23 protein-coding genes are annotated in these 25648 nt (G+C 56.4%); 12 read left to right on the plus strand and 11 right to left on the minus strand.

The annotated features are described in order from the left end of the window. The first annotated feature begins 227 nt into the window (after window positions 1-227). Window positions 228-1055, plus strand: coding sequence for an ammonia-dependent NAD(+) synthetase (gene nadE, locus PGQ95_RS11280; RefSeq protein WP_045393234.1), 828 nt, complete (start codon window positions 228-230; stop codon window positions 1053-1055). A 101-nt stretch (window positions 1056-1156) separates the two neighbouring features. Next, window positions 1157-2017, plus strand: a complete 861-nt coding sequence (gene cho, locus PGQ95_RS11285; RefSeq protein WP_430918101.1) for an excinuclease Cho — start codon at window positions 1157-1159, stop codon at window positions 2015-2017. Window positions 2018-2067: 50 nt separating this feature from the next. Here the strand turns inward: cho and PGQ95_RS11290 are convergent, their stop codons facing one another. The 6 genes from PGQ95_RS11290 to astC form a co-directional block, all read right to left on the minus strand. After that, on the minus strand, window positions 2068-4098 hold the full coding sequence (locus tag PGQ95_RS11290; protein WP_430918103.1) for a DUF2207 domain-containing protein: 2031 nt from the start codon (window positions 4096-4098) through the stop codon (window positions 2068-2070). A 439-nt stretch (window positions 4099-4537) separates the two neighbouring features. After that, on the minus strand, window positions 4538-5020 hold the full coding sequence (gene spy / locus PGQ95_RS11295) for an ATP-independent periplasmic protein-refolding chaperone Spy (RefSeq protein WP_015366179.1): 483 nt from the start codon (window positions 5018-5020) through the stop codon (window positions 4538-4540). Between the two features lie 367 nt (window positions 5021-5387). Further along, window positions 5388-6350 carry a succinylglutamate desuccinylase gene (astE, locus tag PGQ95_RS11300; RefSeq protein ID WP_430918105.1) on the minus strand — a complete coding sequence of 321 codons (963 nt, stop codon included), beginning with the start codon at window positions 6348-6350 and terminating at the stop codon, window positions 5388-5390. A gap of 72 nt (window positions 6351-6422) precedes the next feature. After that, window positions 6423-7898 carry a succinylglutamate-semialdehyde dehydrogenase gene (gene astD / locus PGQ95_RS11305; RefSeq protein WP_430918107.1) on the minus strand — a complete coding sequence of 492 codons (1476 nt, stop codon included), beginning with the start codon at window positions 7896-7898 and terminating at the stop codon, window positions 6423-6425. Beyond that, window positions 7895-8929, minus strand: a complete 1035-nt coding sequence (astA, locus tag PGQ95_RS11310; RefSeq protein WP_087859343.1) for an arginine N-succinyltransferase — start codon at window positions 8927-8929, stop codon at window positions 7895-7897. Before astA ends, astD begins: the two co-directional genes overlap by 4 nt. Continuing rightward, the gene (gene astC / locus PGQ95_RS11315) at window positions 8926-10146 is read right to left on the minus strand and encodes a succinylornithine/acetylornithine transaminase (RefSeq protein WP_430918109.1); all 1221 of its coding nucleotides are present in this window, start codon (window positions 10144-10146) and stop codon (window positions 8926-8928) included. The genes astA and astC overlap by 4 nt, the downstream gene beginning before the upstream one ends. Window positions 10147-10592: 446 nt before the next feature. On the opposite strand from astC, the gene xthA reads away from it, so the two are divergent. The 8 genes from xthA to PGQ95_RS11355 all read left to right on the plus strand — a co-directional run bounded on the left by xthA (window position 10593) and on the right by PGQ95_RS11355 (window position 18234). Further along, window positions 10593-11399: an exodeoxyribonuclease III gene (xthA, locus tag PGQ95_RS11320; protein WP_430918111.1), complete on the plus strand. Its 807-nt coding sequence runs from the start codon at window positions 10593-10595 to the stop codon at window positions 11397-11399. Window positions 11400-11636: 237 nt separating this feature from the next. Continuing rightward, the gene (locus tag PGQ95_RS11325) at window positions 11637-12257 is read left to right on the plus strand and encodes a TVP38/TMEM64 family protein (protein ID WP_430918309.1); all 621 of its coding nucleotides are present in this window, start codon (window positions 11637-11639) and stop codon (window positions 12255-12257) included. Continuing rightward, window positions 12250-12954: a TVP38/TMEM64 family protein gene (locus PGQ95_RS11330; protein ID WP_087859629.1), complete on the plus strand. Its 705-nt coding sequence runs from the start codon at window positions 12250-12252 to the stop codon at window positions 12952-12954. The genes PGQ95_RS11325 and PGQ95_RS11330 overlap by 8 nt, the downstream gene beginning before the upstream one ends. Then, window positions 12951-13514: a carboxymuconolactone decarboxylase family protein gene (locus PGQ95_RS11335; protein WP_087859338.1), complete on the plus strand. Its 564-nt coding sequence runs from the start codon at window positions 12951-12953 to the stop codon at window positions 13512-13514. Before PGQ95_RS11330 ends, PGQ95_RS11335 begins: the two co-directional genes overlap by 4 nt. A 9-nt stretch (window positions 13515-13523) precedes the next feature. After that, window positions 13524-14702 (plus strand): ABC transporter substrate-binding protein, encoded by a 1179-nt coding sequence (locus PGQ95_RS11340; RefSeq protein WP_430918114.1) that lies wholly within the window; start codon window positions 13524-13526, stop codon window positions 14700-14702. Further along, window positions 14675-16207 carry a thiamine ABC transporter permease gene (locus PGQ95_RS11345; protein ID WP_430918116.1) on the plus strand — a complete coding sequence of 511 codons (1533 nt, stop codon included), beginning with the start codon at window positions 14675-14677 and terminating at the stop codon, window positions 16205-16207. Before PGQ95_RS11340 ends, PGQ95_RS11345 begins: the two co-directional genes overlap by 28 nt. Further along, window positions 16207-16851, plus strand: a complete 645-nt coding sequence (locus tag PGQ95_RS11350; protein WP_430918118.1) for an ATP-binding cassette domain-containing protein — start codon at window positions 16207-16209, stop codon at window positions 16849-16851. Before PGQ95_RS11345 ends, PGQ95_RS11350 begins: the two co-directional genes overlap by 1 nt. Window positions 16852-16926: 75 nt before the next feature. Continuing rightward, window positions 16927-18234, plus strand: a complete 1308-nt coding sequence (locus tag PGQ95_RS11355) for a rhodanese-like domain-containing protein (protein ID WP_430918120.1) — start codon at window positions 16927-16929, stop codon at window positions 18232-18234. A 5-nt stretch (window positions 18235-18239) separates the two neighbouring features. Here the strand turns inward: PGQ95_RS11355 and PGQ95_RS11360 are convergent, their stop codons facing one another. Further along, the gene (locus PGQ95_RS11360) at window positions 18240-18872 is read right to left on the minus strand and encodes a CDP-alcohol phosphatidyltransferase family protein (protein ID WP_213794835.1); all 633 of its coding nucleotides are present in this window, start codon (window positions 18870-18872) and stop codon (window positions 18240-18242) included. 100 nt (window positions 18873-18972) lie between these two features. Here PGQ95_RS11360 and PGQ95_RS11365 point away from each other — a divergent pair, with 100 nt between their 5' ends. Together PGQ95_RS11365 and gdhA are read left to right on the plus strand one after the other, a co-directional pair. Beyond that, window positions 18973-19371 (plus strand): pyrimidine (deoxy)nucleoside triphosphate diphosphatase, encoded by a 399-nt coding sequence (locus tag PGQ95_RS11365; RefSeq protein ID WP_087859332.1) that lies wholly within the window; start codon window positions 18973-18975, stop codon window positions 19369-19371. Window positions 19372-19562: 191 nt separating this feature from the next. Further along, window positions 19563-20906: an NADP-specific glutamate dehydrogenase gene (gdhA, locus tag PGQ95_RS11370; protein ID WP_015705776.1), complete on the plus strand. Its 1344-nt coding sequence runs from the start codon at window positions 19563-19565 to the stop codon at window positions 20904-20906. Window positions 20907-20949: 43 nt separating this feature from the next. Here the strand turns inward: gdhA and PGQ95_RS11375 are convergent, their stop codons facing one another. From PGQ95_RS11375 to PGQ95_RS11390, 4 genes are all read right to left on the minus strand, one after another. Further along, window positions 20950-21927, minus strand: a complete 978-nt coding sequence (locus PGQ95_RS11375; RefSeq protein ID WP_430918122.1) for an NAD(P)H-quinone oxidoreductase — start codon at window positions 21925-21927, stop codon at window positions 20950-20952. Window positions 21928-21953: 26 nt separating this feature from the next. Continuing rightward, window positions 21954-22805, minus strand: coding sequence for a glyoxalase III HchA (gene hchA / locus PGQ95_RS11380; RefSeq protein WP_430918311.1), 852 nt, complete (start codon window positions 22803-22805; stop codon window positions 21954-21956). Between the two features lie 32 nt (window positions 22806-22837). After that, window positions 22838-23560 (minus strand): PA1136 family autoinducer-binding transcriptional regulator, encoded by a 723-nt coding sequence (locus PGQ95_RS11385; protein WP_430918124.1) that lies wholly within the window; start codon window positions 23558-23560, stop codon window positions 22838-22840. Between the two features lie 136 nt (window positions 23561-23696). Then, a complete protein-coding gene (locus PGQ95_RS11390) occupies window positions 23697-25646 on the minus strand; it encodes a DNA topoisomerase III (RefSeq protein ID WP_087859328.1) in 1950 nt (649 codons plus the stop codon). Between the last annotated feature and the right edge of the window lie 2 nt (window positions 25647-25648).

The raw sequence follows: 25648 nt of genomic DNA on the forward strand, positions 1-25648 counted from the left end.
CGTCGAATTCATGTAAATTCAGAACTTTTCTGGTAACCAGATATGTGCAAAAAAACAGCGACGGAACGAACTCCTCTACGGACTTCCTGACACACCATAAGTAAAGACTATGTCATTGGCTGCCTTCTTTTCCGTCAGTCAGCGGTACCAGCCTTGTCGTTTCAGCAGCAAAGAGGTAGTTTTAGACCATGCTGGTTGCCATACAGGCTCACTTTCCGGAGGGCGTAATGACGCTTCAACAACAAATTATTCAGGCGCTGGGCGCGAAGCCGCAGATTGATGTCGAAGGCGAAATTCGCCGCAGCGTGGATTTCCTGAAATCCTATCTGCAGACCTATCCGTTCATTAAATCACTGGTGCTCGGGATTAGCGGCGGTCAGGATTCGACCCTTACCGGCAAACTCTGTCAGATGGCGATCGATGAGCTGCGCGCTGAAAGCGGCGATCGGAGCCTGCAATTTATCGCCGTGCGCCTGCCCTATGGCGTCCAGGCCGATGAGCAGGATTGCCAGGATGCCATCGAATTTATCCAACCTGACCGCGTGCTGACCGTCAATATCAAAGGCGCGGTGCTGGCCAGCGAGCAGGCGTTGCGAGAAGCGGGTATTGAGCTGAGCGATTTTGTTCGCGGCAACGAGAAAGCCCGTGAGCGAATGAAAGCGCAATACAGTATCGCCGGCATGACCAAAGGCGTGGTCGTGGGAACTGATCATGCCGCAGAAGCGATCACCGGCTTCTTTACGAAATACGGCGATGGCGGAACCGATATTAACCCTATCTTCCGCCTCAATAAACGTCAGGGCAAACAGCTATTGGCGCAGTTGGGCTGTCCTGAGCACCTTTATATGAAGCAGCCGACCGCCGATCTCGAAGATGACCGCCCTTCTCTGCCGGATGAAGTCGCGCTAGGCGTGACCTACGAAAACATTGATGACTATCTGGAAGGCAAAACCCTGGACGAGAACATCGCCAAAACCATCGAAGGCTGGTATCTGAAAACCGAGCATAAGCGCCGCCCACCAATTACCGTTTTCGACGATTTCTGGAAGAAGTAACTATTCCCCAACACCCCGGCCAGCGCCGGGGTTATTTTTTGTCCTTTTCGCCGCAAAATTCGCCTGCTATACTGGATACATAAACAGTATCAGGAGTTGTTGTGGCCAGAAAGCAATCAGCCCCGCGTCTGGAATTTGAGGCGGCGGCAATCTATGAGTATCCCGAACATTTGCGCCCATGGCTGGAGGCCTTGCCAAAGCTGCCGGGGGTATATCAGTTTCATGGTGAAAGCGAAACATTGCCGCTTTATATCGGTAAGAGCGTGAATATCCGCAGCCGGGTGCTGTCGCACTTGCGTACCGCTGACGAAGCCTCCATGCTGCGGCAGGCGCGGCGCATCAGCTGGCAACGCACCGCCGGAGAATTAGGCGCGCTGTTACTTGAAGCGCGGTTAATTAAAGAACAGCAGCCGCTGTTTAATAAACGACTGCGGCGTAATAAGCAGCTCTGCTCCTGGCTGCTGGAGGCGGGTAAACCGCAAATTGTGTATGCGCGAGAAGTCGATTTCTCCCATCAACAGCACCTCTACGGCCTGTTCGCTAACCGCCGCGCGGCCTTCCAGGCGCTGCAGAGCATCGCCGATGAGCACCGTCTGTGTTATGGCATTCTGGGGCTGGAGCCGCTGAGTCGCGGGCGCGCCTGTTTTCGTTCCGCGCTGGGGCGCTGCGCCGGCGCCTGCTGCGGTAGAGAGCGCGTCGAAGAGCATAATCAGCGGCTGCTGGCGCAGATGAGTAAGCTTCAGCTGGTATGCTGGCCGTGGGCAGGCCCGGTGGCGCTGGAAGAGCGCGGTCCGGATATGGTTCAGTATCACATCATTCATAACTGGCTGTGGCTGGGCGCGGTGGATTCACTGACGCAGGCCGCTGAACTCACCACACTGCCAGCCGGTTTCGATCACGATGGCTACAAGATCCTTTGTAAGCCTTTGCTCAGCGGTGAGTATCAGCTGCATTTATTTTAAAGAGATAATTTGCGCCTGATTCTGGCGCAAATTATCAGACCATAACTTTACTACCAGCCACCGCCTCCACCGTCATCTCCCCCAGAGCTACTCTCTGAAGAACCACTATCGCTGGAGCTATAACTGCTATCAGGCAAATCCTGTGAAACAGCTCCCGAATCAGGTTTAGCTGCAGCCATTGAGCACGCCTGGCAGCAGTCGCAAAATTGAGTTATGTCTTTCCACTCGATGCCAGCGAATAATTGAGAGGTCATACCGTGGTTTCTTAGGTAGTCCGTAAACGCTCCCATCCATTCTTTACCCACGCCGAGCGCTACCGCCACGGGCAACAGCGTTTCGAAATGCGACATCATTTGCGCTGGCGGGTATCGATAATGGAAGTTTTCTTTTTGTGCTGACTCCAGATACAGTTTCACACCTTTAGCAACGGCGAGTTCATTCAAGGCGCGCTGGGTATAGCGCGGTGTTCGCCAACTGACATAGACGAGAAATGCAAACGCCATCGCCATACCGCCAATGTATCCAGCCGGAAGCCGGTTAATCGGTTGCATAAACATGAGAGCGTAGCCTCCCCACGTCGTTAAGGACCCAAAAATTAATCCTAAGACAAGGGGAACCGGTCCCCAAAACTTCCACATGTCACGGCGATGACATAAAAATCTCAACAGGAAAAACCAAATAGCCCCACCAACCAGCCAGAAGAAAAGCACGGGAATAGTGATAAACGCAATGCGGTAATCCACCCAAATAGCACAAAACGCAGGCATCAAAAGCGCCAGGTAAATACAATGCCTGAGCGGCAGCCCCCACTTACGAAAAAGCCTCTCACGCTGTGCATCATAATATTTTTCCTGATTGCGACGAGCTTTGTGTAGTGAGGGCTGATGCCCTGTACGAAGAGAAAGACTTTTGCGCTTTCCACTAAAAATCTGACTAACGAGCACTTTGTCAGCACGATCTAAACGACTATTTCCTGCGGTGGTTAATAGCGAGAGCCGTTGTATTACACCGGCCTCCCTCAGAGCATCCCGTTTTCCACTTGCCAATGCGACCGCCCTCTTAGTTACTAATCCAAGCACATCGCTACTGAAAGCAATATCATCATAGTCACGGCGGATAAGGAAACGCAGATAGCCCGGAGTCATACCATTTGGTACATGATCAAGCGAGATAATAGACGGCATCTTTAAGCCGGTTTGAATGACATTTTTTTGCCACCAGCAATAGTAATAGCCAATCATTAGTAATAATGGCAGCCATATCACCAGGGTTTCGGGCGTAGGTATCAACAAATGTACTAATGGCACAACGGCCTTCGGCGGGGGAGCGTTAGCCAGTACCGCTTGCGGCCAGCTATAAACAACCGTTAGCCCCTCACCTTTTGCCATAGGACGTATAGTGCGGACACTGCCGTCTGGTAATACTGTCGCAACAGGTCGCTTCGCCCCGGCCATTACGGTAAACGCTTCTATTGAGTGTAACCGGCGATCTTTTGCTTGCGCGTTCAGATTTTCACTTGCGTTCGGAAGCTGCAGACGAAAGCTGGCCCTACTGATAGGCCAGGGCCAGCTGCTCCCGGTGACATTCCAGTAAAGCTCATCGATGCCATGAGAACGGCTGAAATGATTACTCACTTTATAGCGTATTTGATAATGATAGATACCGGACCTGAGGATATGTCCAGGACTGCCAATACGCACAATCACTGCTTGCGGTTGTTGATCAAGCTGAAAAAGCTCTGGAACGCCGTTTCGTAATACTGACATTACCGTATAGTTGGCACGGAATATTCTACCATCACGTCGCTGCCAAACATTAGGCAACGTTCGGAAAATGCCCTGGCGGACCCTTCCACGCATAGCTAAAACGCTTATATTCTCCTGGACTTCCATGCTTCCATCGGGGTTAAAGCTGGCCAGAACGTCATATGAAAGGATATGCTCAAAAGAAGGTATTGCTGTGGTTGAGAACTGTCGCGGCATTTTTACATCACCAATACCATCGGCGGCGAAAGCCATATAATTCATTAAAAACAATAGGACAGTAAGTAGTTGCGATAACTTAAGGAGTAATTTCGTCATGACATCACTCCGGATGCACGACTAATAGCAAGCCTGGTACCACCGCCCGAAGCTCCTTGGGCTCTGTAGCAAGCCGTCGCCTGGTTCCCTTTTGCCGGCGATAAAAATAAAAAGAGATGAGGGCGATTAACGCCAAAACATTCCACTCAATTAAAACCGGTTGACTCCCAGCAGATACCATTCAGCAACCCCACCCTTACATTAATATATATAATCCATTGATATGAAATACAAATATTCTTCAAAAGGGGATATTAGCGTGCATCAACAGTGGAGATAAACCGTATCTTTATAGATGTATTCCGATAATGGCGAGCACTCGCAGAAACAGACGAGCAGGCTGAACGCAACGGGATTAAACGTAAAAAACCGCCGGCCCTGCCCAAAGCCTTAATGGCAATGATTGGGCAAGACCGGCGGTCTTCATTCTTGGCGCTGATTACTCAGCAGGTGCAGGCATTTTACCTTCCGGCGCTTTACGTTCTGTCAGATGCTTCTCAAAATTCGCATTGAACTGTTTTTTCTGTTCTGGCGTCAGGATGTTGTAAATCTTGTTCTGGGTTTCCATACGGGAAAGCATCATCTCTTTATGCTGCGCTTCCATTTTATCAATCTGCGCGCTGGCTTTCGCTTTGTCGAAAGTATCGCTGGCGATCAGGTCGTGCATGGCGCGACGTTCGTCAAGGGACGGACGTTTCATGTTCTGGCGCTGGCTTTTCATGATGTCGCGAACCTGCTGTTTTTGCGCATCGGTCAGGTTCAGGTCTTTGAACATCATATCGTGATGACCCGGCATACCTTTATGGTGCATCATCGGTTTGCTGTCGGTTTGGGTGGTAGCGGTAGTATCGGCCGCGTGAGCCAGGTTAGCAGCACCCAGAGCCAGAGTAGAGGCAACAAACAGAGCAGTAATCTTCTTCATGGTTATGTCCTTACTATCAGTTATTCTGACGGCGCATTGCCGTGTTGACGAGATTAACTTTACGCGCTTTATCGTCAATTAGTCAGTGCAAGCGTAAAACAATGAAAGTGTAAAAAACATTTTCTCACCAATTGTGGAGAAAATAAGGAAAATGAGGAGGGATATGCAACAAAAAATAAATAACAAGCTGTTTTATAAGGAAACTGTGAAGATTATAAAACAGTAGAGATTAAAAACAAAGCATTTAACCAGGAATAATCCGCAAACCATATCAATGGCACAAATAAATAAGATCGGCGTACAGCGATATTTCACTCGATATTCACAACCGCGAACAACAACGGCTGTGAATAGTTAAGAAAGGGAATTACAACCGTTCCAGCATCAGCCCAGCCCGTAGCCCTGGCGCCACGCCGGGGTTGGGAAACAGCACGTACTCTTGCGCCTTTTCGACGACATAGCGCGTTTCGCCATCCTCCGCCAGCAGCGTCCCGGCGCTGAACGGCGTAAAATTGAGCGTTTCCCCTGACATATGCAACCGGAACTGGTCGCTGTGGCGCGTGATCTGCTGTACGACCCGGTAGCGCAGCGGCGCAGTCTCTTCTTCCACGGCTAAATCGCCCACCAACACCCTGCTTAACGCCCGCTGCGTCGCTGAAAACTGGGTTAAATCGTTGTCGCCAAAAGGCAGCGCTTTGCCCAACTCCAGCGTACAGGCCAGCGCGGCAAAACGTTCGCAACTAAAGTGGGTAAAGGTTCCCGCCGGTTGTTGATGAAACACCAGCGCCTCCAACCCGGCCGCGCCAAGCCAGCTGAGAAAATCTTCACTCCACGGCTCCTCGCGTGCCGGCAATACGCCAAAGCGCGGATGCAGCGAGCCGCGAATAGCGGTATGCATATCCAGATGCCAGCGCACGCCATGGCTATCGCTAAAGAAACGCGTCACAGCGCCTTCCAACTGCCGCGCCCGCACCGTTTCACCACCGGGGGCGAATTTGCGCCATCGCTCGCCGAACATGCGGTTCATATCGCTTTCGAGATAGCGTTTATTTTGCCGCAGCGCCGGCGGGTTGCCGAATATCACCAGCACACGCCAGCGCAGCGGCAGTTCGCCACTAAATAACTGCTGAAGCAAAGCGTTAACCATCTCCACCGGCGCGGTTTCATTGCCGTGAATACCGCACGAAAGCACCAGTGAACGTTCGCAGCGCGCATGCGGGGTCAACAGCAGGATGCCGCAATCGATCCAGTGCCAACGAAAATGGGCGGTTTCGCCATGAAATTGATGCGGCCAGCGCCCCGCCAGAGTTAATGCCAGAAAGTCGTCCACGACGCCTCCTCTATTACTGAAACGGATCGAGGAAAGCACGCGAGGCCGACAGTCTGGCCTCGCGTGCCTTAATCAGCTTGCCTGCGATGAAAAATCCAGACCCGGACTGAGCGTCTCCGGTAGCGTCAGTTCGGCAGATTCCAGGCTGGCCATCGGCCAGGCGCAATAATCGGCGGCGTACCAGGCGCCTGGACGATGATTTCCCGAAGCGCCGGTTCCGCCAAACGGCGCGGTACTGGCGGCGCCGGTGAGCGGCTTGTTCCAGTTGACGATCCCGGCGCGGGCCTCCAGCAACAGGCGCTCAAATTTGTCGCGCTCGGCAGAAATCAATCCGCAGGAGAGACCGAACCGGGTGGCGTTAGCCATCGCGATCGCTTGCGTGAAATCGTCATAGCGCCACACGCACAACAGCGGGCCAAAAACTTCTTCATCCGCCACCTGCTGCACGTTGCTCATGTCGATGATCCCCGGCGTCAGCAGCGAGGTACCGTCGCGCAACAGACGCGGCTCAAGTAACGTCTGTCCGCCGCTCGCCACATGCCCAAGCCAGGCCTGATGCACCTTTTGCGCGGCCTGCGGCGATACCAGTCCGCCCAGGAACGGCTGCGGCTGCGCATCCCACTCGCCGGGAATAAGACGTTGTGACACCGTCACTAAACGCTGCAAAAACGCATCGCCCGTCGCGCCGCGCTTTACCAACAGGCGGCGCGCGCAGGTACAACGCTGCCCGGCGGTGATAAATGCCGACTGGATGGTCAGGTGGACCGCAGCGTCAATATCCTGCGGTTCGTCAACAATCAGCGGGTTGTTGCCGCCCATTTCGAGAGCGAGGATTTTTTGCGGCTGCCCGGCCAGTTGGCGATGCAGTTGGAAGCCGGTCGCGGAGCTGCCGGTGAACAACAGTCCATCGATATCCGCCTGCCCGCTCAGCGCCTCGCCGATCTCCCGAGCGCCCTGCAGTAGATTCAAGACCCCAGCGGGTAAGCCCGCCTCCGCCCATAGCTTCACCACCGCTTCGCCGCTTTGCGGCGTAAGCTCGCTGGGCTTAAAGACGACAGTATTACCGGCGAGTAGCGCCGGCACGATATGTCCGTTAGGTAAATGGCCCGGGAAGTTATACGGCCCGAACACCGCCAGTACCCCGTGGGGACGGTGGCGCAGCGTGGCGGCGCCGTCGGCCATCGCCGTCTCGCTTTCGCCGGTGCGGCTATGATAGGCGCGCACTGAGATTGCCACCTTATTTATCATGGCGGTAATTTCCGTGGCCGCCTCCCAGCGCGGTTTACCGGTCTCGGCGGCAATAATCGCCGTCAGCTGGCTTTTGTTCTCTTCAAGCAGCGCCGCAAACTTCTCGACGATCGCCTGACGCGCGCTAAATGGCAGGCAAGCCCAGGCGGGGAAAGCCTGACGCGCGGCGCTAACCACCTGTGCGACCTGCCCGGCGTCGGCGTCATTCCCCTGCCACAGCAGCGCCTGGTTGACCGGGTTATATTTACTGCGCTGCAGGCCGCGCCCGCTTTGCCATTCGCCGTTAATCCATAAACTCATGATGTTTTCTCCTCCGGGATCAGGCGGACCATCCGTACGCGGTCGCCTGGGTGGCATTTCAGCGTATCCAGCTCACGCGCGCTCAGCTGCAACGTTTCGCTATCCGGATCGGCATGGACCAAAATGGCGCGGAACTGCTGATACTGCTCGTTGGTGACCAGACACTGCGGCCACTCTCCCGGCGCAGGCTGCCCTTCTTCCACCGTCAGCAGGCGGCTTTTGCGTATCGCCCGCACCCGGTCGATTTCGCACTCCAGCGTCGGGCCGCCGTCAAAAATGTCGATGTAGTTGTTAAAACGGAAACCTTCTTTTTCCAGTACCGCACGCGCAGGCGCCGTTTGCGGATGAACCTGGCCGATGACCGCCCGCGCTTCATCGGAAAGAAAGTCGATATATAACGGATGTTTTGGCATTAATGCGGCAATAAACGCTTTTTTACCGGTGCCGGAGAGATAATCGGCGCGGGAAAATTCAATCGCGAAGAAGCGCTTGCCGAGGCTTTCCCAGAACGGAGAATAGCCATGCTCATCAATCACGCCGCGCATCTCGGCAACCACTTTGTCATTAAAGTGGTCGCGGAAACCGGCCATAAACAGCAGTCGCGATTTCGACAACAGGTAGCCATTGCCCTCTTTACGCCATGCCGGATCGAGAAACAGCGTGCAGAGTTCGCTACAGCCGGTGTGATCGTTGCTAAGGAACAGCGTTGGCAGCGCGTGATAAACGTTGAGCTCTTTTGATGCATGTACCTGCGTGCCGACCCGATAGTTGTACCAGGGATCGTTGAGGCCAACGGCGACTTCAATCGCGCAGATCCCAACGACCGCGCCGCTGACGCTATCTTCCAGCACAAAGACATAGCCCTGCTCGCTTTTCGGCAGTTCGCCGCGCCAGGTGCGCTGGGAGCGTTCAATGCGGGCAGCCAGCGTGGGTTCGTCCGCCGGCAGCGACGTCAGGCCGCCGCCGGTTTCCCCCGCAAGGGCCATTAGCCCCGGCAAATCGGCTTTTTCAACCGGTCGGATCACCATCATGATGAAACTCCCGCAAGGAAGTGACGGCAAGCCAGCTCAAAGCGATCGAGACCGGTGTTCACCTCTTCCTCGCTCACGTTAAGGGCCGGAGCGAAGCGAACGACGTTTGCCCCGGCAATCAGTACCATCAGCCCATCTTCCGCCGCCTGGGTACTAATGGCTTTAGCTTTCCCGGCATATTCGTCGTTCAGTACACAACCAATCAGCAGCCCCAATCCGCGAATTTCCTTGAACAGGCCGTATTTGGCGTTAATCGCGCTCAGGCGTTCGCTAAACCACTGGTGACGCTGTTTAACGCCGTTCAAAAGCGCTGGGGTATTGACGATAGACAGCAGCTCCCCGGCAACAGCGGTGGCGAGTGGGTTGCCGCCGTAGGTCGTGCCATGGGTGCCGACGGTCATCACGCTGGCGCATTTCTCCGTCGCCAACAGCGCGCCGATCGGGAAGCCGCCGCCCAGCGCTTTCGCCGTCGACAGGACGTCCGGCGTCACCCCGTAGTGCATATAGGCATACAATTCGCCGGTACGCCCGACGCCGGTTTGTACCTCATCAAAAATCAGTAGCGCGTTGTGCTGGTCGCACAGTTCGCGCAGGCCGCGCAAAAATTCCGCTTTCGCCGGCACCACGCCGCCCTCGCCCTGCATCGGCTCGACGATCACCGCGCAGGTGTCGTCATTAATCATCGCGCGCGCCGAGTCGAGGTCGTTATAGGTAGCATGTTGGATCTGCGGCGGCAACGGCGCAAAATCCTGCGAATAGGAAGGCTGGCCGCCAGCGGACACGGTGAACAATGTGCGCCCGTGGAAGGCGTTTTTGAACGCGACAATGCCGCTTTTGTGGCTGCCGTAATGATCGTGGGCGTATTTACGCGCCAGTTTCAGCGCCGCTTCGTTGGCTTCGGCGCCGGAGTTACAGAAGAAAACGCGGTCGGCAAAGGTGGAGTCGATAAGCTGTTTGGCAAGGCGTAGCGCCGGTTCGTTGGTGTAGCCGTTACCGGTATGCCAGAATTTTCCCGCCTGCTCGGTCAGCGCTTTTACTAACTGTGGGTTAGCGTGTCCCAGCGCATTCACCGCGATACCGCCGGCAAAATCGATATACTCTTTCCCCTGCTGATCCCACAACCGTGAACCTTCGCCGCGTACCGGAATAAAAGCCGCCGGCGCATATACCGGCATCATCCATTGATCAAAATTGCTACGCGTAATTGACTGAGACATATCGACCTCTTCCGGTAAATTAAAAGTAAGCACAATGTTAAAATTTATGAGTTATTACGCTGTAAATGTAGATTGCACGCATCGTGCCAGCCAGAGGCAAAAATGCATAAATTGAGCTCAATCACGTGATATCAATGAGTTACAGACACTAATTATTCAATAAAAATGCATATTTAGTGAATAATCATCAAATAAACGGCGATGGATAGAGGAAAACGACGAGAAGTTATGCAGCGATAAGATATAATTCTGTAATTGTGATCCTCTACGAAATTTATCGTAGATATCTGCGCTTTTTTGGCGCGACATGCGCCAAAGCGGTGCATAATTTGTGCGATTCGCTCGCCAACCGCAGTAATCGGCAGAATTAACCACCTGCCGGCAGCCACCATGATGAAATTCTGCTAACATCCTTGCACTATTCACCTTGCACAGTGGCAGCGACTATGAAATTCATCTCTTTTAATATCAACGGCCTGCGTGCCCGCCCCCATCAACTGGCCGCCATCGTCGATAAACATCAGCCCGATGTTATCGGCCTCCAGGAAACCAAAGTACACGACGATATGTTTCCTCTCGAAGAGGTGGCGAAGCTGGGCTACAACGTCTTTTACCATGGGCAAAAAGGCCATTACGGCGTCGCGCTGCTGACCAAAGAGACTCCGATAGCCGTGCGTCGCGGCTTCCCGGGCGACGGCGAAGATGCGCAACGCCGCATCATCATGGCGGAAATCCCCTCACCGTTTGGCAATGTCACGGTAATTAACGGCTATTTCCCGCAAGGAGAGAGCCGCGACCACGAGATCAAGTTCCCGGCGAAAGCGGCGTTTTATCAGAATCTGCAGAACTACCTCGATACCGAGCTGAACAAAGAAAATCCGGTGCTTATCATGGGCGATATGAATATTAGCCCTACCGATCTTGATATCGGCATTGGTGAAGAGAACCGCAAACGCTGGCTGCGCACCGGTAAGTGTTCCTTCCTGCCGGAAGAGCGTGAATGGATGGATCGTCTGCTGGGCTGGGGCCTGGTGGATACCTGGCGTCACGCCAACCCGGATAATAATGAGCGCTTCTCATGGTTCGATTACCGCTCTAAAGGTTTTGATGACAACCGCGGTCTGCGTATCGACCTGCTGCTGGCAAGCTCGCCGCTGGCTCAGCGCTGCGTCGAAACCGGCATCGATTACGACATCCGCGGGATGGAAAAGCCTTCCGATCATGCGCCGGTATGGGCAACCTTTAAGCCGTAATTCTTCTTGGGGCTCCGGCGCGGAGCCCCGCTATCCTGAGCAAAATCAATAAAGTGAACGGTATACATTGTCGCTCACGGCAATTTACTATACTGTCGCGCGCACCCGGCGTTTCCTGCCGGGCAAAACGAAGACAGGAGACCCCTATGCAAAAGAAGCCGTTATCCAACACGCTATAAACTGCTGTTTGCCGTACTCCTGTTTGCCCTGCTGGCATGGCTTGTTCATCACGCCGGGCTGACGCGACTGCTCAGCCACCTTCACGATCTTCAATTACTTATTCTGCACAGCGGTAGCGCAGGCTATGCGCTTTATATCCTGCTGTTTATCATCGCCGCCTTGTGCCTGATGCCCGGCAGCGCGTTGGTCATCGTCGGCGGTATGATATTCGGCCCCTGGTTGGGCACGCTTCTCTCGCTTATCGCCGCGACTATCGCCTCATCGCTGTCGTTCCTGCTGGCCCGCTGGCTGGGGCGCGAAGCGCTGCAGCGCTATTGCGGTCACCATGCCGTTTTTCAGGCGTTCGAGCGCGGCATTGCCCGCAGCGGCTGCGATTTTCTGATTTTCACCAGGCTGGTGCCGCTGTTTCCTTATAATCTGCAGAACTATGCCTATGGGCTGACGGCGATCCCCTTCTGGTCCTTTACGTTTATCTCCACCATCGCCACCCTACCGGGATTGTTTATTTATACTTTTATGGCCAGCGAACTGGCCCGCGATGGCATCACCCTGGCCTTTATTGGCAAACTCAGCATCGCCGGCCTGGCGCTTTTTGTATTAACCCAGGCCGCCAGGCGGTATGGCCGCTATAAACGCATTAGTGTCGCAACATCCGCGGTAAGCGATAAAAATGGATAACAGAAAACGGCTGTGGCTCTCACGCGGCGCTATCGTCCTGCTGGCGCTGGCGGCGTTCATCGGCTGGTGGTTAATACCGGGCGTACGCTCCTTTGTGCAACATAGCCTTAGCGCGTTTGCCACTCTCGATCAGCAGGCGCTGGAGCGTTTTATTCACGCTTATGGCCCGCTGGCGGCGCTGGTCTCTTTCGGGCTGATGATCCTGCAGGCGATTGTCGCGCCGCTGCCGGCATTTTTAATTACCTTCGCCAATGCTTCGCTGTTCGGCGCACTGTGGGGCGGCGTGTTGTCATGGGTCAGCGCGATGGCTGGCGCGGCGCTGTGTTTTTTTATTGCCCGCGTACTGGGCCGTGAAGTGGTAGAAAAACTGACCGGCAAGACGGTATTACAGAGCGTAGATGGCTTTTTTAGGCGCTACGGCAAGCACACCATCCTGGTTTGCCGCCTGCTGCCCTTCGTCCCTTTCGATCCGGTGAGCTATGCCGCTGGCCTAACCTCAATCCGCTTTCGCCATTTTATGGTTGCCACCGGCGTCGGCCAATTACCGGCGACTATCGTCTACTCGTGGGCCGGAAGCCTGCTGACGGGGGGGCGGTTCTGGCTGCTCAGCGGTTTATCTATTTTGTTCGCTTTAGCTATCGTAGTCGCGATAGTCAAAGCGCAATACGTTGCGCATCACAACAGGAAATCGCCATGAATCTACCGCCGTTAACGTCGATTCCATTGATCCTGCGCCCGCAGGCGTGGCTACACCGTCGCCATTATGGCGCGGTACTCAGCCCTATCCGCTGGTGGGGGCGCATCCCGCTGGCGTTTTATCTGGTCTCAATGTTTGTCGGATATCTGGAACGCCGGCGCTCGCCACTCGATCCGCTGCTACGCTCGTTGGTGAGCGCCCGTATCGCCCAGTTGTGTCACTGTGAATTTTGCATTGATATCACCAGTATGAAACTGGCGCAGCGCGCCGGCGGCAGCGAAAAGCTATTGGCGGTTAACGACTGGCGCAACAGCGGATTATTCAGTGATAGCGAACGGTTAGCGCTGGAATATGCCGAAGCGGCGAGCATGACGCCGCCCACCGTCGATGATGCGTTGCGCGCCCGGCTGGCGCAGCAGTTCGATGCCCAGGCGTTAACCGAGCTAACCGCGCTGATCGGCTTGCAAAATTTATCCGCGCGCTTTAATTCCGCGCTGGCAATCCCGGCGCAGGGCCTGTGCCAAATTCCAAAGCCCGATGTTTCTGACACTCATCCCTAAGGAGTCAATATGCGCAGTCTGCGTTATTGTTTAATTTGGCTTGCCGCACTGCTGCTGGCCCCGACTCTCGCCAACGCCGACGAGAACTGGCAGAGCATCAGCCAGCAGGCGCGCGGCCAGACGGTGTGGTTCAACGCCTGGGGCGGCGACCCGGCGGTTAACCGCTACCTCGACTGGGTCAGCGCCGAGGTGAAACGGGATTACGCCGTCGATCTGCGTATTGTACATATCGCCGATGCCGCCGATGCGGTTAAGCGTATTCAGACCGAGGCGCGTGCCGGGCGTTCCCGCGGCGGTTCAATCGATTTATTGTGGGTTAATGGCGAGAATTTCCGCACGTTGAAGCAGGCGAATTTACTGCGCAGCGACTGGGCCGAGAAGCTGCCTAACTGGCGCTACGTCGATACGCGAAAACCGGTTCGGGAAGATTTCTCCCTCGCCACCGACGGCGCGGAATCCCCGTGGGGCGGCGCGCAGCTGACTTTTATCGCCCGCCGATCGCAGCTGGCTCAACCACCGGACAGCGCACAGGCGCTACTGACTTTCGCCACAGCACATCCAGGCAGCGTCACCTATCCGCGGCCGCCGGATTTTACCGGCACCGCTTTCCTTGAGCAGTTGCTGGTTGCGTTGACCGATCGGCCGGAGGCCCTGCGCCAGCCGCCGCAGGAGACAAGTTTCGCCGCGGTGACCGCGCCGCTTTGGGCCTATCTCGACAGGCTACACCCGCTGCTCTGGCGCCAGGGCCGCGATTTTCCGCTGTCGCCAGCGCGGATGGACGCGATGCTGACGCAAGGCACGCTACAACTATCACTGACCTTCAATCCGCTGCATGCGCAGCAAAAAGCCGCCAGCGGCGAACTCCCACAAGACAGTTATAGCTTTGGTTTTAAACAAGGGATGCTCGGCAACGTGCATTTTGTCGCTATCCCCGCCAACGCCCGCGCGACGGCTGGCGCACAGGTGGTTGCCAACTTCCTGCTGTCGCCACAGGCTCAGTTACGCAAAGCCGATCCGCAAATCTGGGGCGATCCCAGCGTACTCGATCCCGAAAAACTCAACGACGCCCAGCGCGCCGCATTGTACGCCGTACAACCGAAAGCGACGCCGCCGATGCTGGCAGAACCGCACGCCGCCTGGGTTGACGCGCTGGAGCAGGAATGGTTGCGCCGCTACGGTACCCACTAATTGCGCTGACGTGGGGAGCGATAGCGCTTATCTACCTCCCCCTGCTTCCCGCCGCCGCTTTGATGGCGATACCCGCCGTCGACGCCGCGGCCTGGCGGGGGCTATTTAGCGATCCGCAGTTGCCGCAGGCGCTGGCCGCGACGCTAGTTTCTACGCTACTGGCGGTGGGCGGCGCGCTGTTCATCACCCTGACGGTGATTGGCGCGTTATGGCCAGCCGCCGGCTGGCAGCGCCTGGCGAGAAGATTACCGCTGCTGCTGGCCGTACCCCATGTCGCTTTCGCCACCGCCGCCCTGCTGCTATTTGCCGAAGGCGGCTGGCTGTGTCGTCTGTTTCCCGCCTTGAGCCCACCGGCCGATCGCTACGGTATCGGTCTGGGCCTGACAATGGCGGTCAAAGAGAGCGCTTTTTTACTGTGGGTGGCGTATGGCGTACTGGGCGAAAAACAGCTGGCAGCCCAAACCGTAGTCATGAAAACCCTCGGCTACAACCGCAGGCAATGTCTGCAGTGGATTATTGTACCGGCGCTGCTGCCATCGATGAGCCTTGTTCTGCTGGCCACCGTCGCCTGGAGTCTGTCGGCGGTGGATGTCGCTTTGGTGATCGGTCCTGGAAATCCACCAACGCTGGCGGTACTGGCGTGGCAGTGGCTTAATCAGGGCGATCCGCTGCAACAGGCGAAAGGCGCGCTGGCCAGCCTGCTGCTGCTTGCCTTCACGTTAATCTTCGCGGCCATCGCATCGGTAGGCTGGCGCCGCTGGCGGCAAAGCATTCCCGCACTACGCGGCAAGCGCGCCCCCCCTGCCAACGCAGCGGCGGGACATATTCTGGCGCAGGCGGTACCCGCCTGCGGTCTGGTTTGCGCGTTGTTGTTGGCTGGCATTTCACAATGGACGCAGCCAACGGCTGAGGCGATCGGCAACAGCCTCTGGCTGGCGTTAGGCGCGGCGATACTGGGGGCCGCGCTGTGCCTGCTGTGGCTGGAGTTCGGCCCCGCCAGATATAACGGACTCTGGCTGCCATTAATCATCCCGACGCTGCCGCTTGCCGATGGTCAATATCAATTAGCGCTCGCGGGCTGGCTCGACGGTGAATTGATGACGGTATTATGGGGGCATCTGTTATGGGTCGTGCCATGGATGCTGTTTATCCTCTCCCCGGCGTGGCGCAATCTTGATCCACGGCTGTTATTGATTGCCCGTACGCTTGGCTGGCGGCGCGGCCGCCTGTTTTGGTGGGTCAAACTGCCGTCAATGGCGCGACCGCTGCTTACCGCGCTGGCGGTCGGGTTTTCGGTGAGTATCGCGCAATATCTGCCGACCGTGTGGCTCGGCGGCGGACGTACGCCGACGTTGACCAGCGAAGCGGTGGCGCTGAGCAGCGGCGGCGACAGTACGCGGCTTGCCGCACAAGCGCTGTGGCAATTGCTGCTACCGGCGATCTGTTTTATGGTTACTGCGCTGATAGCCTGGTTTATAGGCCGTCGCCGCCGGGGATTACGCTAATGCTAACCGTTCACAATCTGACATTAACCCTCCACCGCCAACCGCTGTTATGTGGAGTAAATTTTTCTGTCGCCCCCGGCGAAGTGTTGACCCTGATGGGCCCTTCCGGCAGCGGTAAATCAACCCTTTTTGCCTGGATGATCGGCGCGCTTGCCGACACTTTTCGCGCCGAAGGTGAATTATGGCTCAACGAACGCCGCTGCGACAGGCTCGCCACCGAAGCGCGGCGCATTGGCATCCTGTTTCAGGATTCGCTACTGTTTGACCACTTCAGCGTGGGCAACAATTTACAGCTCGCCCTGCCTGCGGAGTTCCGCGGCGCGGCGCGCCAGGTTGAAGTTGAACAGGCGCTGGCGCGCGCCGGCATGCCGGGGTTCGCCTCGCGCGATCCGGCCACGCTCTCCGGCGGACAGCGCGCGCGCGTCAGCCTGTTGCGCGCCCTGCTGGCAAGGCCGCAAGCGCTGCTGCTGGATGAGCCTTTTAATCGCCTGGATGCAGAACTTCGCGCCGATTTTCGCCAGTGGGTGTTTGCGGAAATTGACCGGCTGGCAATCCCGGCGGTGCTGGTGACTCACGACAGTCAGGATCTTCCGCCGGGCGGACGCTGTATTAATATTGCCGCCTGGCAGGCAAATTCCGCCTAACCTGCGTTATCGCAAAGAAATTCCCTTATCAGGAGCAGAGAATGAGCCCTCCTCTTTCTACCGTCGGGCATTTCGATGAAACGTGTTTCTCAATTGACCGCACTCGCCCTGCTCATGGGGCTTGCTGCTTCCTCTACTTTCGCCGCTGATACCATGCCAACGCTGAACTTATCAACGCTGCAGCAGCAGCACGGCGTAGCGATAGACACCCGCCTCAGCGCTTTCTATAACGGTTGGCCGCAAAGCGCCAACGGCCCAGAGGGCCATGAACCGCAGGCGCTAAACCTCTCTGCTAGCTGGCTTGGCTCAATGAGCGACGAACAACTGCGTGCATGGGCTACTCAGCACCGGCTGCAGGCCGATACGCCAATCGCGTTATATGGCGGCGCTGACGATAACGCCAGGGTTGCGGCGCGCCTGAAAGAAGCCGGATTCACCAAACTCAGCACCCTTAGCGACGCTTTCAGTCAGGGCGAGCGCCTGCAGAAGCTGCCGCACTTTGAGCAGCTGGTCTATCCGCAGTGGATCCACGATTTACAGCAAGGTAAAACCGTTACCGCCGCCCCGCAGGGCGACTGGAAACTGTTTGAAGTGGCCTGGGGCGCGCCGAAGTTTTATCTGCTGAATCATATTCCCGGCGCCGGTTATATTGATACCAATGAAGTGGAAAGCGAGCCGCTGTGGAACAAAGTGTCCGATGAACAGCTAAAAGCGATGCTGGCTAAACACGGTATTCGCCATGACACCACGGTGATTCTGTACGGCCGCGACGTCTACGCCGCCGCGCGCGTCGCGCAGATCATGCTGTATGCCGGGGTGAAAGATGTACGCCTGCTCGACGGCGGTTGGAAAAGCTGGTCCGACGCGAATCTGCCGGTCGAGCGCGGCATGCCAGCCAAAGAAAAAGCGGTGCCGGATTTCGGCGCGCCGATCCCCGGTCAGCCGCAGTTAATGCTCGATACCGAACAGGCGCGCGGGTTACTACACCGCCAGGATGCTTCGCTGGTCAGCGTCCGCTCGTGGCCGGAATTTATCGGCACCACCAGCGGCTATAGCTACATCAAGCCGAAGGGTGATATTGCTGGCGCCCGCTGGGGTCATGCCGGCAGCGATTCCACGCATATGGAAGACTTCCATAATCCGGACGGCACGATGCGCAGCGCCGATGATATCGCGGCGATGTGGAAACAGTGGAACATTCTGCCCAACCAGCAGGTCTCATTTTACTGCGGCACTGGCTGGCGCGCCTCAGAAACCTTCATGTACGCCCGTGCGATGGGCTGGAAAAACGTCTCCGTTTACGACGGCGGCTGGTACGAATGGAGCGGTAATCCGCAAAACCCGGTAGCCACCGGCGAACGTGGCCCGGACAGCAGCAAATAATCCTACTACTGAGGGAGGTTCTGGCTTTGCGCCTCCCTCAGCGTCAGGTAGCCGCTCCAGATACGGGTGAAGGTTGTCAGCCAACATAGCGCGCCAAAACACCACGCCAGCCAGGGGAAGTTCGCCGGAAACAGGCAACACAGCACAAATAGCAGGATTGTCTCCGTTCCTTCAGTCAACCCGCCTAGATAATAAAATGATTTATGCGCATAGCCCGGATTGGCAATCTGATGCTTTGCCGCAAGTGTCGCAAATGCCAGGAAGCTGCTGCCGGTGCCGATAAACGCAAACAGCAGCCAGCCGCCCGCCAGCGCATTTTGCGCCGGGTCGGCAACAATAAAACCGAACGGCACCAGCGCGTAAAACAAAAAATCGAGCGAAATATCCAAAAATCCGCCGGCGTCGCTGAGACCACGCCGCCGCGCCAGCGCGCCATCCAGGCCATCCAGTAACCGGTTCAGCACAATGGCCGCCAGCGCGGCGCCGTACCAGCCGAGCGCCAGAAACGGCAGCGCCAGCACGCCGATAGCAAAACCGAAAAGCGTCAGGCCGTCAGGGGAGATCCCCGGACGGTCGAGCACGCGGGCGATAGCATTCAGTACGGGCTTCAATCGGGGATGCAGGCGGCTATCAAGCACGGTGACGCTCCATCAGGCTAAAAGGTTGTCGGTACAGGGGAAAGACGGAGATAATACGCCATTATGCGCAAGCCCGGTATTTGAATGATTCAGGATAACTATGCAAAAAACGATTGATGTCGTCGCCGCCATTATTGAACGTGACGGCAAAATTCTCCTGGCGCAGCGCCCGCCGCACGCCGATCAACCGGGGCTGTGGGAGTTCGCCGGCGGCAAAGTCGAACATGGCGAAAGCCAGCCGCAGGCGTTAGCCCGCGAACTGGAAGAGGAACTGGCAATTGTTGCGAGGCCAACCCGCTATATCGCCAGCCATCAGCGGGAAGTCTCCGGGCGTTTGATCCACCTGCATGCCTGGTGGGTCGCCGAATTTCGCGGTGAACCCGTCGCCCGTTACCATAGCGAACTGCGTTGGTGTACCCCGGCGCAAGCATTAGCATTTGATCTGGCGCCAGCGGATATTCCTCTGCTGAATGCCTTTATCGCTCAACAGGCAGGTTAGTTTCTCTTCCCCCTCTCCGACCTGGGTCATCGTTTTTAGTTATGACCCTTGTCGAATTATAAATTTTTCTCCGCGCTCAATTTTTCCTTGTCAGCCTAACGATTTCCGGTGTTATAGTCGGAAAAACGGCATTTTCAAGGCCGGGTATAAAAAATAACAAGCAACCACAACCGTAAGGGGAAATTACATCTATGGATCAGGCGTGTACTCTGGAAAGTTTTCTCGCCCGCGTTCAACAGCGCGACCCGCATCAAACTGAATTCGCTCAAGCCGTCCGCGAAGTGATGACCACTCTGTGGCCGTTCCTTGAACAGAATCCGCGCTATCGTCAGCTCAATTTGCTGGAACGCCTGGTCGAACCGGAGCGCGTCATCCAGTTCCGCGTCGTCTGGGTTGACGATCGCAATCAGGTTCAGGTTAACCGCGCCTGGCGCGTGCAGTTCAACTCCGCGATTGGCCCGTACAAAGGCGGCATGCGCTTCCACCCGTCGGTCAACCTGTCGATCCTTAAGTTCCTGGGCTTCGAACAGACCTTCAAAAACGCCCTCACCACGCTGCCGATGGGCGGCGGTAAAGGCGGCAGCGATTTCGACCCGAAAGGTAAAAGCGACGGCGAAGTGATGCGCTTCTGCCAGGCTTTGATGACCGAACTATATCGTCATCTCGGCCCGGACACCGACGTGCCGGCGGGCGATATCGGCGTTGGCGGCCGCGAAGTCGGTTTTATGGCCGGCATGATGCGCAAGCTTTCCAACAATAGCGCCTGCGTCTTCACCGGCAAAGGTCTCTCCTTCGGCGGCAGTCTCATCCGCCCCGAGGCCACCGGTTACGGTCTGGTTTACTTTACAGAAGCGATGCTCAAGCGCCACGGTCTTGGCTTCGAAGGGATGCGCGTCGCGGTCTCCGGCTCCGGCAACGTGGCGCAGTTCGCCATTGAGAAAGCCATGGAATTCGGCGCGCGCGTCATTACCGCCTCCGATTCCAACGGTACGGTGGTAGACGAAGCCGGCTTCACCAAAGAGAAACTGGCCCGTCTGATCGATATTAAAGAGCGTAGCCACGGCCGCGTCGCCGACTACGCGCGCGAATTCGGTCTGACCTACCTCGAAGGCCAACAGCCGTGGTCAGTGCCGGTAGATATCGCGCTGCCGTGCGCGACCCAGAACGAACTGGACGTCGATGCCGCGCAAATGCTGATCGCCAATGGCGTTAAAGCGGTTGCCGAAGGCGCCAACATGCCCACCACCATTGCCGCCACCGATCTGTTCCTCGACGCTGGCGTGCTGTTCGCGCCGGGCAAAGCAGCCAACGCTGGCGGCGTCGCCACATCCGGCCTTGAAATGGCGCAAAACGCCGCGCGTATGGGCTGGAAAGCGGAGAAAGTGGATGCGCGTCTGCACCACATTATGTTGGATATTCACCACGCCTGCGTCGAATACGGCGGTGAAGAGAAACAGACCAACTACGTTCGCGGCGCCAATATCGCCGGCTTCGTCAAGGTCGCTGACGCCATGCTGGCGCAGGGTGTGATTTAATCTGTGCCTTTATCCCCGACGCCCGGCGTCGGGGATATCAACGCTACTCCATGGTAATCACCACTTTCCCCAGATGATTACCGCTATCGAGGCAGGCATGCGCCTGCGCGATTTCAGCCATCGGATAGCTGGCGTAAATCAGCGGCTTACATTTACCCTGCGACAGCAGCGGCCAGACGTGGTCCTTCAGCGCCAGAGCGATCTGCCTTTTTTCTTCCGCACTTCTGCCGCGCATCGTTGAACCGGTCACGGTCGCGCGCTTGAGCATCAAGGTTTGAATATCAACATCATGGGCGATTCGCCCGCCCATAAAGCCGATAATCACCAGCCGCCCGTCTCGCTTCAGCAGTTCCAGGTTACGATTAAAATAGGGTCCACCCACGATATCGAGAATAACGTCGACGCCTTTACCATCGGTCAACTGATTGATTTTCTCTGCGAAATCATCGGTTTTATAATTAATGGCCGTAGCATAAGGACGCAGCGCCGCCACTTTTTCTTCCTGCCCAACGGTGGTATAGACTTTCATACCTAACTCATGGCACAACAGGATCGCCGTCGTCCCGATGCCGCTGGCCCCGCCGTGAATCAAGACGCTTTCATGAGGTTGCGCCCGGCCCATCTGAAACAGGTTCGCCCACACGGTAAAGAAAGTTTCAGGTATCGCCGCCGCTTCGCTAAAGCTCAGCCCAGGCGGTATTGGCAGCGTTTGCCCTGCCGGTACCGAGCAATACTCCGCATAGCCACCACCGTTGGTCAGGGCGCAAACTTTATCGCCGGGATGAAAATCCGTCACCTGCGATCCTACCGCCGCGACCACCCCAGCGACTTCCAGCCCGGGTATCGGCGTTACCCCTTCCGGCATCGGATATACGCCCTGTCGCTGTAAGATATCCGGCCGATTGACGCCAGCCGCTTTAACCTGGATCAGGACGTCGTTATCACCGACCGAAGGGATGTCGCCTTCACCAATCTGAAGAACCTCCGGGCCGCCCGGTTGACTAATTGAGATATACTTCACTGCTCCCCCTCATCATCAGATTGCTGTTACTTTGCATATTCGTCGAGCAACGCTTTTGCCGCCAGCTGACCGAGCGCATTCGCCGCAAAAGGGCTGTCCCCGGTTAGCACTTTACGGTCCTGATGCACACGACCTTTGATATCGCTATTTACGATCTCAAGCCCCATTGCTTTCAACGCTTCACCAAAATACCAGGTCAGGTGACCGGGCATATAGCCGATATCCGGCGTTTGTTTATCGGCGGCATCTGGAAACGCGCAAATGGCATAACCGTTTAACGGATTCTCCCCATGGCGTAACGCGAGGAACGCCGCCGGGCCGTGACAGAGCGAAATCACAAACCGATCGTGTCGTAGCGCCCAGCGCAGCGTTTCGGCGACGTCTTCACTCTCCGGCAGGCCGATAAGCGCACCGTGGCCGCCGGGAATAAATACCGCCGCATAATCGCTATCAGCATCCAGTTGCGCTAAGACGTCAGAAAGCGCCAGCGGCTGGCGGAACTGCGGCAGATAACGCTCGAAGAACGGCATAATCTTTTGGTCTTCTCGCGGCATCGCCCAGTATTCAAACTTGACCATTTGCCCGGAGAGCGTTGCAATATCAAAATCGAAACCTGCGGCATGCAGATGGTACATCGGCAATAGCGTCTCCACCGGATGATTACCGGTCGAAAAGAGCGTGCCGTTATCGGTGGGCAGATAACGTTCATCGGCGGCGATAACCAGCACTTTACGCCGTCCATTATAGCGCCGCGTATAATCAGCGCCGCTAAGGTCAGACACCGCGCTGGTAAATTGGCTGAGAGAATAGGCCGAAGGAAAAAAAGCATTCTCTTCAGCATGGTCCACCTGCGGTTGTTTACTGATTTGTTCGCTCATCATCTTTTCCTTTTCATCTGCGGATATAGAGATTATTCACTGTGAGGCGGCGATATTTCACCGTTCAGCATCGCCACCTGGACGGCCTGCGCCGTGGTCACCACCTTCAGGCGACCGCGCGCATGGCGCAAATGATTCTCCACCGTACGTTCAGAGATCCCCAGCACGGCGGCAATGTCTCCCTGCCTAAGCCCTTTGGCTACCAGAGTAAGTACTTCGATTTCTCTGCGGGTCAGTACGGTTGCATTACCTTCCTCAGCAGAGCTCAACAATCTCCGCGCGCAATGAAATGCCTCTATGCCCAGTAACAGCAGCAGCATTTCGGCTCGCGGTGAAGCGTCGATGGCCATGCCGCCAAGGCTCAGCGCACCTTCAATACCGGTGTGGCCAAAAATGGGGATCTGCATGCCATGAAGCGCGCCTTTCAGGGGAACGTCGACAATTTGATACTCACCGCTGGCCGTGTCACTACCGGTTTTTCGCCACAAAAATGGCCGGGAGGCATGGATAAAATGCTGGTTGACCGGACAGCGCTGCAGGTAGGTTTGTTCATCTACCTCATCGTCAAACCAGTGCCCTTCAATCCAGTAAATGCGTTCAATATAGGGAGTACGTAGTGGGGAAATAGAAAATAGTACGATCCGGTCATAGCCAAAAGCAGACATCACATTTCTGACGTGTCGTTGCAGTTCAGCCATGGTGCTGACTGATCTGATTTTGAGGATACTGTCCATTGGATCGTTTACCATCATCATCCCTTCTTTAACATCAATGCCCCTAGTTTAGAGCAAGAAGGCGGAAATGATATGCGGGAAAACCCTCAGCCGGGTTAAGCGCCCTCAGGCGGAAGGGCGTTTTAGCTAAGCCCCTCAGTGGCGAGGGGCGGAGAAATTATTGCGGATTTTCCGGCGCGATGTCCGCCGCCGGCTTTTTCCCTTTCGGCTTGCCCTTCCCTTTACTAAACGACTTTTTCGCCCCGCCTGGCGCGGCCAGCCCGCGGAACTGGCGCACCGGCGTGCTCCGCGCCTGATCGATAAGCTGGAACAGCGTCCCCACCAGCGGCTGCATAAAGTCCTGATAGCGGCACTGTTTTTCGCTGATTTGCGTCAATACCGATTCCCAATGGGCGGTCATATCCGGGCGTGCGGCCATTTCCGGCAGGGAATGGATTAGCGCCCGACCGGCATCCGATGAGTGGATATAGCGCCCCTTTTTATTCAGGAAACCGCGCTTAAACAGCAGCTCAATAATCCCGGCGCGGGTCGCTTCCGTCCCCAGACCGTCGGTCGCGCGGAGGATCTTTTTCAGTTCTTTATCCTGCACAAAGCGGGCAATACCGGTCATCGCCGACAGTAACGTCGCGTCGGTAAAGTGGCGCGGCGGCTGGGTCTGTCGCTCCACCACTTCACCTTTTTCGCACAATAGCTCATCGCCTTTGGCGACCACCGGCAGCGGCGTACCATCGTTCTCTTCGTCGCGCTCTTTGTTGCCAAGCAGCGCGCGCCAGCCCGCTTCGGCGAGGAAGCGGGCCTTAGCGACAAATTTGCCGTTAGCAATATCAAGGTCAATCTGGCACTTGCGGAATACCGCATCCGGGCAGAACTGCATCAGATACTGACGAGCGATCAGGTTGTATACCTTCTCTTCGTTATCGTTGAGTTTGACCTGACTGCTGCGCGCGGTCGGGATAATGGCGTGGTGCGCATCGACCTTTTTATCATCCCAACAGCGGTTGCGGATCTCCGGATCCATCACCGGCTGCGGCAGCAGATCCGGCGCATGGACGCTAATCGCATTCAATACCGCATGGCGGCCGGCAAAATGTTCCTCCGGCAGGTAGCGGCTATCCGAGCGCGGATAGGTAATCAGTTTGTGGGTCTCATACAGCTTCTGGCAGATATCCAGCACGTTCTGGGCGCTGAAGCCGAAACGTTTGGCCGCTTCGATCTGTAACGCCGACAGCGAAAACGGTAGCGGCGCCGGTTCGGAATCGCGCTTATCGTTATAGCCGGTCACGATTGCCGGCTGTCCTTCGATACGTTTAACCACATGCTCGGCCAGCGGACGATGCAGTAAACGCCCCTCTTCATCCTGATAGGGTTCGCAGGCTTCGCTTGGCACCCAGGTGGCGATAAACCGCTCGTCTTTTGGCGTAACAATATGCGCTTTGACGTCAAAGAAATCTTTGGCGACGAAGTTCTCGATCTCTTCATCGCGACGCACCACCAGCCCCAACACCGGCGTCTGTACGCGGCCAACCGACAACACCCCCTGATAGCCGGCATTACGCCCGAGAATGGTGTAGGCGCGGGTCATGTTGATGCCGTACAGCCAGTCGGCGCGAGCGCGGGCCAGCGCCGACACGCACAGCGGGACAAACTCGCTATTCGCGCGCAGGCGGTTAATCGCCCGTTCAACCGCCTGTGGGTTGAGGTCGTTAATCAGGCAACGCTGCACCTGCTGGCGCTTTTCCGGCGCCAGCTGCAGGTAGTCCAGCACCTCATCGACCAGCAGTTGCCCTTCTCTATCCGGGTCGCCCGCGTGAACCACTTCCTGCGCCTCGCCAAGCAGGCGCTTGATGACGTTCAGCTGTTTGGTGACCGACGGTTTTGGTTGCAGTTGCCACTTTTCCGGAACGATAGGTAGATCGAGCAGGTTCCAGCGCGCGTAGCGTCCGTCGTAAACATCCGGCTGCGCCTGCTCCAGCAGGTGACCGATACACCAGGTGACCACCTGCCCGTTGCCGCACTCAATAAAGCCATCGCCTTTACGATGCGGTTTAGGCAACACATCGGCGATAGCGCGACCGAGACTCGGTTTTTCTGCAATAAACAACCGCATCT

The sequence above is a fragment of the Klebsiella sp. 141240 genome, from assembly GCF_050600805.1.
GTDB lineage: Bacteria > Pseudomonadota > Gammaproteobacteria > Enterobacterales > Enterobacteriaceae > Klebsiella > Klebsiella aerogenes.

Excerpts from the sequence above, each read along its gene's own strand:
- PGQ95_RS11330 (WP_087859629.1), top strand. The coding sequence starts at position 12,250 with ATGGATAACAGAAAACGGCTGTGGCTCTCACGCGGCGCTATCGTCCTG.
- PGQ95_RS11355 (WP_430918120.1), top strand. The coding sequence starts at position 16,927 with ATGAAACGTGTTTCTCAATTGACCGCACTCGCCCTGCTCATGGGGCTT.
- PGQ95_RS11340 (WP_430918114.1), top strand. The coding sequence starts at position 13,524 with ATGCGCAGTCTGCGTTATTGTTTAATTTGGCTTGCCGCACTGCTGCTG.
- PGQ95_RS11345 (WP_430918116.1), top strand. The coding sequence starts at position 14,675 with ATGGTTGCGCCGCTACGGTACCCACTAATTGCGCTGACGTGGGGAGCG.
- hchA (WP_430918311.1), bottom strand. The coding sequence starts at position 22,805 with ATGAGCGAACAAATCAGTAAACAACCGCAGGTGGACCATGCTGAAGAG.
- astD (WP_430918107.1), bottom strand. The coding sequence starts at position 7,898 with ATGAGTTTATGGATTAACGGCGAATGGCAAAGCGGGCGCGGCCTGCAG.
- PGQ95_RS11390 (WP_087859328.1), bottom strand. The coding sequence starts at position 25,646 with ATGCGGTTGTTTATTGCAGAAAAACCGAGTCTCGGTCGCGCTATCGCC.
- astA (WP_087859343.1), bottom strand. The coding sequence starts at position 8,929 with ATGATGGTGATCCGACCGGTTGAAAAAGCCGATTTGCCGGGGCTAATG.
- PGQ95_RS11365 (WP_087859332.1), top strand. The coding sequence starts at position 18,973 with ATGCAAAAAACGATTGATGTCGTCGCCGCCATTATTGAACGTGACGGC.
- spy (WP_015366179.1), bottom strand. The coding sequence starts at position 5,020 with ATGAAGAAGATTACTGCTCTGTTTGTTGCCTCTACTCTGGCTCTGGGT.
- astC (WP_430918109.1), bottom strand. The coding sequence starts at position 10,146 with ATGTCTCAGTCAATTACGCGTAGCAATTTTGATCAATGGATGATGCCG.
- PGQ95_RS11335 (WP_087859338.1), top strand. The coding sequence starts at position 12,951 with ATGAATCTACCGCCGTTAACGTCGATTCCATTGATCCTGCGCCCGCAG.
- PGQ95_RS11290 (WP_430918103.1), bottom strand. The coding sequence starts at position 4,098 with ATGACGAAATTACTCCTTAAGTTATCGCAACTACTTACTGTCCTATTG.
- PGQ95_RS11385 (WP_430918124.1), bottom strand. The coding sequence starts at position 23,560 with ATGATGATGGTAAACGATCCAATGGACAGTATCCTCAAAATCAGATCA.
- gdhA (WP_015705776.1), top strand. The coding sequence starts at position 19,563 with ATGGATCAGGCGTGTACTCTGGAAAGTTTTCTCGCCCGCGTTCAACAG.
- PGQ95_RS11350 (WP_430918118.1), top strand. The coding sequence starts at position 16,207 with ATGCTAACCGTTCACAATCTGACATTAACCCTCCACCGCCAACCGCTG.
- xthA (WP_430918111.1), top strand. The coding sequence starts at position 10,593 with ATGAAATTCATCTCTTTTAATATCAACGGCCTGCGTGCCCGCCCCCAT.
- nadE (WP_045393234.1), top strand. The coding sequence starts at position 228 with ATGACGCTTCAACAACAAATTATTCAGGCGCTGGGCGCGAAGCCGCAG.